Below are 7,352 nucleotides of genomic sequence, written 5' to 3' on the forward strand. Positions count from 1 at the left end.
CCTCATTGGCCCAGTGGCTGGACCACGCTCGGCCCTGGCGCGCCGGGTGTCAACGGGTCGCGCACGAATTGGTTCAGCCACTCGGCCACCGGGTACGGATCAAGGCCGGCGCAAGGCCCGCCCCGGGCCCCGGTGTTACGCTCTGCCGTCCGACGACCCGGTCGCGCCGCCGTCCGACGCCCGGAGCGACGGCCTAGAGTCGGTTCGTGCCCACCAGGAACCTGCGCATCGCGCCCACCACCGCCCCTGTCCGGCCCGCGGTCGACCCGGTCCTCGCCGCGCTCGCGTCGTTGCGCGCCGAGATGGAGATCCCCGCGGAGTTCCCGCAGGACGTGCTCGACGACGCCGCGGCCGCGGCTGCGACCGACGTGTCGTCGGGCCGTGCGGACCTGCGTGCCGTCGGCTTCGTGACGATCGACCCGCCGGGGTCCATGGACCTGGACCAGGCCGTCCACCTCGAGCGCGCCCCCGGGGGATTCCTCGTGCGGTACGCGATCGCGGACCTCGGGGTGTTCGTGACCCCGGGGGGTGCGCTCGACGCCGAGGTCAACGAGCGGGGCATGACGCTCTACGGCCCCGACGAGCGCACCCCGCTGCACCCGGAGGTGCTGTCCGAGTCCGCTGCGAGCCTCCTGCCGGACGCGGACCGGCCCGCCGCCGTCTGGCACGTCGGGCTCGACGCGCGCGGGGAGATCGTCTCCGCGCGGGTCGAGCGCGCCCTCGTGCGCAGCACGGCCCGACTCACCTACGAGGAGGTCCAGGCGCGCCTCGACGCCGGTGACGCGGGGGAGATGCTCGACCTGCTCCGCGAGATCGGGTTGCTGCGCGAGGCGCGTGAGCGCGAGCGGGGCGGGGTGTCGCTCAACGTGCCCGAGCAGGACGTCGTGGTGAACCCGGACGGGACGTTCGGGCTCGCGTTCCGCTCGACGCTGCCGGTCGAGGGGTGGAACGCCCAGATCTCGCTGCTGACCGGGATCGCGGCGGCGCAGCTCATGCGTGCGGGTGGCGTCGGGATCTTCCGCACCCTGCCTGCGGCGGACCCGCGCGACCTCGCGCGCCTGCGGCGCACGGCCCGGGCGCTGGGGATCGACTGGCCCAAGGACGTCCCGTACGGCGACCTGCTGCCGACGCTCGACTCGGGCACCTCACGGCACGCCGCGTTCCTCAACGAGGCGACGTCGCTGTTCCGGGGAGCCTCGTACGCGCCCTTCGGTGGGGTGGGGCAGCCTCAGGAGGTGCCCGACGACGTCGCGCACGCCGCCATCGCGGCCGAGTACGCGCACGTGACCGCACCGCTGCGCCGTCTGGTCGACCGCTACGGCACCGAGATCTGCCTGGCACTCAGCGCGGGGACGCAGGTCCCGACCTGGGTGCGCGAGGCGCTCCCCGGCCTGCCGCGGACCATGGCTCGCACGGGACAGAGGGCCGGCTCGTACGAGCGGTCGAGCGTCGACGTCGTCGAGGCCGCCCTGCTCGCGGGCCGCGTGGGCGAGGAGTTCGACGCGGTCGTGGTCGACGTCGAGAACGACGACGAGCGCCGACGCCGCGCGACCAAGGACGCCGAGCGGGCCGCGAGGGCTGCGAAGGCGTCGGTCGACAGCAGGTCGGACGCCTCCGCGGCAGGCGATCCCGCTGCCGGGGCGGCCGCCCCGGCGCAGACCGGCCACGACCTGGTCCGCGGCCAGGTCGTGATCGCCGAGCCCGCGGTCCGGGCGAGCGTCCAGGGCGTCGGCCTGCCGCTCGGCGACCCCGTCCGGGTGCGGCTGCGCGAGGCGTCGATCGAGCTGCGACGGGTCGGTTTCGACCTGGTCTGACGGCCCGCCCCGTCGAGTGCATGATTCCGCCGCGAAACGCCCGGCGAGTCGCAGCGCAATCATGCACTCGGCAGGGGAGAGGGGAGGATGGACCCATGCCTCCTCGTCGCCGCACCGACCCTGCCGTCGGCCGCACCGCCCTGGCCGCCTGGCAGGACGGCGTCGCCGGCCGCCCCGAGGTCACGACCGCCGTCCGCTTCACGCTCGAGGAGCTCGCCGAGGTCTCGCCGGGCCACGCGGTCGAGGTCCGCGTCCCCCCGTACGGGGCGGTCCAGGCCGTCGAGGGTCCGCGGCACACGCGCGGGACCCCGCCCAACGTGGTCGAGACGGATCCCGAGACCTGGCTCGGCCTCGTCACGGGCACCGTGGTCTGGGCCGAGGCCGTCGCCGACGGACGCATCAGCGCCTCGGGCGAACGGTCGGACATCTCGGGGCTGCTGCCGCTGCAGGCCGCCCGTCGCCGCGACAGGTAGGGCGAGCCGAGCGCGCGGGCCTGCGCGCCGCCGTCGGGCACGCGCACACCTCCCGACCAGCGGGTGAACTTCGCCCCGCGACCCGCACCCAGGAAGTTTCCAGTGTCTGCATCGTGAGATAGCGTGCCAGGACGAACGGGCGACGGCGCCCGTCGACCGGTCTACGCACGACGACGTCGCGCTCCCCGGCAGGACAGTGCCGTTCGTAGGGGGAAGCGGGCGTTCGACCGGAAGTGACCGGCCGGACACCGCGCGTTCATCAGCCTGCTGTTGGATTCCAGAGCCCGCACCTGCGCCACCCGCGCCGAGGTGGGCGCGCCGGGAACCCGGCCACGACACGAAGGAGTCAGCGTGATCGGTAGTCACCATCAGTCCCGACGCAGGAGAGGTGTGGTCGCGGCCACCCTGTCCGCGTCGCTCGTCGCCACGGCGGCGTTCAGCACGGTAGCCGCGGGGGCTGCCTCTGCTGCGGTCGACGGGTCGTCCGTCGTCATCAACGAGGCGTACCTCAACGGCGGCAGCGCCAACGCCCCGTACCTCAACAAGTTCGTCGAGCTCTACAACCCGACGAACGCGGACATCGACCTCTCGGGCTGGTCCGTCCAGTACCGCTCCGCGACGGGCACGGGTGCCTCGAACGGCGTCGTCCCGCTGTCCGGCAAGATCAAGGCCGGTGGCTACTACCTGGTCCAGGGCGCCTCGAACGGCGCGACCGGTGCGGCCCTCCCGACCCCCGACGCGACGGGCACCATCGCCCCGCAGGGGCAGAACGGCACGCTCGCGCTGGTCAAGTCTCCCTCGGCGATCACGCTGACGCCGGGCTCGCTCGTGGGCAACCCGCAGGTCGTCGACCTCCTGGGGTACGGCACGTCCAACACGTTCGAGACCGCTGCGGCGCCCGCGGGCACCGCGAACAACGTGCCCAGCTCGCTCAACCGCGCGACCGGCGCGGACACGGACAACAACTCCGTGGACTTCGCGGTCAGCAGCACCGTCACCCCGCAGAACAGCGGCGGCGGATCGGGCCCCGGCCCGGACCCCGAGCCCGGCACGGCCAAGACCATCGCCGAGATCCAGGGCACGGGCGCCGCGAGCCCCCTCGTGGGCCAGACCGTCACGACGCGCGGCGTCGTGACCGCGACCTACCCGTCGGGCGGGTTCGACGGCCTCTACATCCAGACCGCCGGCTCGGGCGGCGACCTCGACCTCGCGACGCACACCGCGTCGGACGGCCTCTTCGTGTACTCGAAGGCCGCGGCGACGGCGCTGCAGGTCGGCCAGCACGTCGAGGTCACGGGTGTGGTCTCGGAGTACTTCGGCCTGACGCAGGTCACGCCTGCTGCCGGCGGCTGGAAGGTCCTGACGGACCCGGCAGAGGTCGTCAAGCCCGCGAACGTCGCGTACCCCGCGACCGACGCGGACCGCGAGAAGCTCGAGGGCATGCTGGTCCAGCCCGCCGGTGACTACGTCGTCGCCGACAACTACGACACGAACTACTACGGTTCGGTCGTCCTGGCGAGCGGCACCGAGCCGCTGCGCCAGCCCACGTCGGTCGGCCGCCCGGGCAGCGCGGAGGCCGCAGCCGCGGTCACCGACGCCAACGCCCGCCGGGTCAACCTCGACGACGGTGCGACGACCAACTTCAACAACGCGGCCAACAAGGCCAAGCCCCTGCCGTACCTCACAGGCGGTGCCCCGGTGCGTGTCGGCGCGCTCGCGACCTTCACGTCCCCGGTCGTGCTCGACTACCGGTTCGACGGCTGGAACTTCCAGCCCGTCACGGAGCTGACCCCGGCCAACGCCGCCGCGGTCCAGCCCGCGACGTTCGCGAACACGCGCACGGACTCCCCGGAGGCCGTGGGCGGCGACGTGACCGTGGCGACCTTCAACGTCCTGAACTACTTCACCACGACGGGCGACCAGCTCAGCGGGTGCCAGTTCTACACGGACCGCGAGGGCAACCCCATCACGGTGCGCACGGGCTGCGACGCCCGCGGCGCGGCGAACGCGACCAACCTGCAGCGTCAGGAGACCAAGATCGTCGCGGCGATCAACGCGCTCGACGCGGACGTCGTCTCGCTCGAGGAGATCGAGAACTCGAAGGCCTTCGGCAAGAACCGCGACGCGGCGCTCTCGACGCTCACGTCGAAGCTCAACGCTGCGGCCGGTGCGGGGACCTGGGCGTTCGTGCCCTCCCCGGCCACGCTGCCCGCCTCGGAGGACGTCATCCGGACGGCCTTCATCTACCGTCCGGCGGCCGTCGAGCCCGTGGGGGCCTCGGTCATCCACGACGTCGCGGCCTTCGACAACGCGCGTGAGCCGCTCGCCCAGACCTTCCGGGTCGCCGGGGGAGAGGCTGCGACGGACTTCGTCGTCATCGCGAACCACTTCAAGTCCAAGGGCTCCGGCGCGGGCGTCGACGCCGACCAGGGCGACGGGCAGGGCGCCTCGAACGCCTCGCGCGTCAAGCAGGCGACGGCGCTCGTCACGTTCGCCGACCAGGTCTCCACGGCCGCGGGCACCGACAAGGTGCTCCTTGCGGGAGACTTCAACGCCTACGCCCAGGAGGACCCGATCAAGGTCCTGACGGACGCAGGCTTCGTCGACCTCGGCCCCACCACGGGCAAGGAGACGTACCTGTTCGACGGCCTCGTCGGCTCGCTCGACCACGTGCTCGCCTCGCCGGGCGCCGCCGCGGCGGTGACGGACACCGACATCTGGAACATCAACTCGGTCGAGCCCATCGCGAACGAGTACAGCCGCTTCAACTACAACGTCTCGAACCTGTACGACACCACGGCGTTCCGCTCGTCCGACCACGACCCGATCGTCGTCGGCCTCGAGCTGGGCGGCGAGGAGCCGGGCGGGGTCAAGGAGCTCGACCTGCTCGCGATCAACGACTTCCACGGTCGTATCGACGCGAACACGGTCAACTTCGCCGGGACCGTCGAGCAGCTGCGCGCCGCCAACCCGGCGGGCACGGCGTTCCTGTCGGTCGGCGACAACATCGGTGCCTCGCTCTTCGCGTCGGCGCTGCAGGACGACCAGCCGACCATCGACGTGCTCAACGCCCTGGACCTGTCCGCCTCCGCGGTGGGCAACCACGAGTTCGACAAGGGCTTCAGCGACCTGGCCGGGCGCGTCACCGACGCGTCCGACTGGTCCTACCTGGGTGCCAACGTCTACGCCAAGGACACCACCAACCCGGTCCTGCCGGAGTACGCGGTGATCGACGTCGACGGCGTCAAGGTCGGCGTCATCGGCGCCGTCACCGAGGAGACCCCGACGCTCGTGACCCCGTCCGGGATCGCGGACCTCTCGTTCGGCGACCCGGTCGAGGCCGTGAACCGTGTCGCCGCGCAGCTGCGCGACGGCGACCCGGCGAACGGTGAGGCCGACCTCCTGGTCGCGCTGTACCACGAGGGCGCGAGCGCCGGCACGCCGGACGGCTCGTCGCTCGAGCAGGAGCTCGCCCACCAGGGCGCGTTCGAGCAGATCGTCAACGACACGGACGCGCGCGTCGCGGCGATCTTCACGGGCCACACCCACAAGCAGTACGCGTGGGAGGCGCCGATCCCCGGCACCGACAAGACCCGTCCCGTCCTGCAGACCGGGAGCTACGGCGAGAACATCGGGCACGTGAGCCTGACGTTCGACACCGCGACCGACGAGGTCACGGACTACTCGGTCGCGAACGTCAAGCGCACCACGACGCCCGCCCCGGAGCTCGTCGCGGCGTACCCGCGCGTGGCCGAGGTCAAGACGATCGTGGACGCGGCGCTCGCGCAGGCCGAGGTCATCGGTGCCCAGCCCGTCGGCTCGGTCACCGCGGACATCACGACCGCCTTCCTGGGCGGCTCGTACGTCGACGGCAAGTACAAGGGCTCGGGCCCGCTCCCGTCCACGGGTCGTGACGACCGTGCCTCGGAGTCGACCCTCGGCAACCTCGTGGCGACCTCGCTGCTCGACACGCTGGCCGACCCGGCCCGTGGCGGCGCCGACTTCGGTGTCGTCAACGCGGGTGGCCTGCGCAACGAGCTGTTCTACGGCGACGACGGCGTGATCACCTACGCCGAGGCCAACGCGGTCCTGCCGTTCGTCAACAACCTGTGGACCGTGTCCCTCACGGGTGCGCAGGTCGAGACGATGCTCGAGCAGCAGTGGCAGACCAACCCGGACGGCACGCGCCCGTCGCGCCCGTTCCTGGCCCTCGGCCTGTCGGACAACGTCAAGTACACGGTCAAGACGACCGACGTGAACGCCACCCCCGGCGACAACGTCACCTCGGTCCTCGTCAACGGCGAGCCGCTCGACCCGGCCAAGACGTACCGGGTCGCGACGTTCTCGTTCCTCGCCACCGGTGGTGACAACTTCCGGGTCTTCGCGCAGGGCACGGACGCCCGTGACTCGGGTCTGATCGACCGCGACGCGTGGATCTCCTACCTGCAGACCCACCCGAACCTCAGCCCCGACTTCGCTCGTCGCAGCGTGGTCGCGGACGGTCTGGGGACGGTCACCGCGGGCGAGTCCGTGACGGCCAAGGTCTCGCGCCTGAACCTCACGTCGCTCGGCAGCCCGCTCAACACGGGCGTCTCGGCGTACCTCGTGCCTGCGGGCACGGCGTTCGACGCGGCGAACCCGGGCACGCCGGTCGCCACGGGCACGGTCACGAACGGGGCTGCGAGCCTCGAGGTGCCGGTCCCGGCGGAGACCGCAGGGGGCGAGTACGGCGTGTACGTCGTCGCCGCCCCGAGCGGGACGGTCACGCGGCTCGCCCTGACGGTCGAGGGCGCAGACCTGCCCGACGTCGTCATGGACGGCCTCACGGCCACGACCCAGTGCGTCGCGGGTCGCGTCCAGCTGTCGGTCAAGGGCGTGAACGGCGAGTCGCTCCCGATCGACGTGCGCTACACGACCGCGTTCGGCGAGAAGAAGTTCACCAAGCTTCTCCCGGGCAAGATCGCGGCGCAGTCCTTCAACAGCCGTGCGACGTCGGTGCCTGCGGGCACGGTCCGGGTCGCGGCGTACAAGTGGCAGGACGGTCAGGGCTTCTACGAGACCTACG

3 protein-coding genes are annotated in these 7,352 nt (G+C 72.1%); all 3 read left to right on the plus strand.

The features are described 5' to 3' along the window. The first annotated feature begins 206 nt into the window (after positions 1 to 206). Positions 207 to 1,814: an RNB domain-containing ribonuclease gene (locus tag ACFWFR_RS15505; protein ID WP_377623557.1), complete on the plus strand. Its 1,608-nt coding sequence runs from the start codon at positions 207 to 209 to the stop codon at positions 1,812 to 1,814. A gap of 95 nt (positions 1,815 to 1,909) precedes the next feature. Then, entirely contained in the window at positions 1,910 to 2,287 is a 378-nt protein-coding gene (locus tag ACFWFR_RS15510; protein ID WP_191805660.1) for a sterol carrier family protein, read from the plus strand. Positions 2,288 to 2,677: 390 nt separating this feature from the next. Further along, positions 2,678 to 7,352, plus strand: a 4,675-nt coding sequence (locus ACFWFR_RS15515) for an ExeM/NucH family extracellular endonuclease (protein ID WP_377623559.1), incomplete at its 3' end; no start/stop codon positions are given.

It is taken from the genome of Oerskovia sp. NPDC060287 (assembly GCF_042726775.1).
In the GTDB taxonomy this organism is placed as follows: Bacteria; Actinomycetota; Actinomycetes; order Actinomycetales; family Cellulomonadaceae; genus Oerskovia; species Oerskovia merdavium.

Coding starts and splice junctions, on each gene's coding strand:
- ACFWFR_RS15510 (WP_191805660.1), top strand. CDS start 1,910: ATGCCTCCTCGTCGCCGCACCGACCCTGCCGTCGGCCGCACCGCCCTG.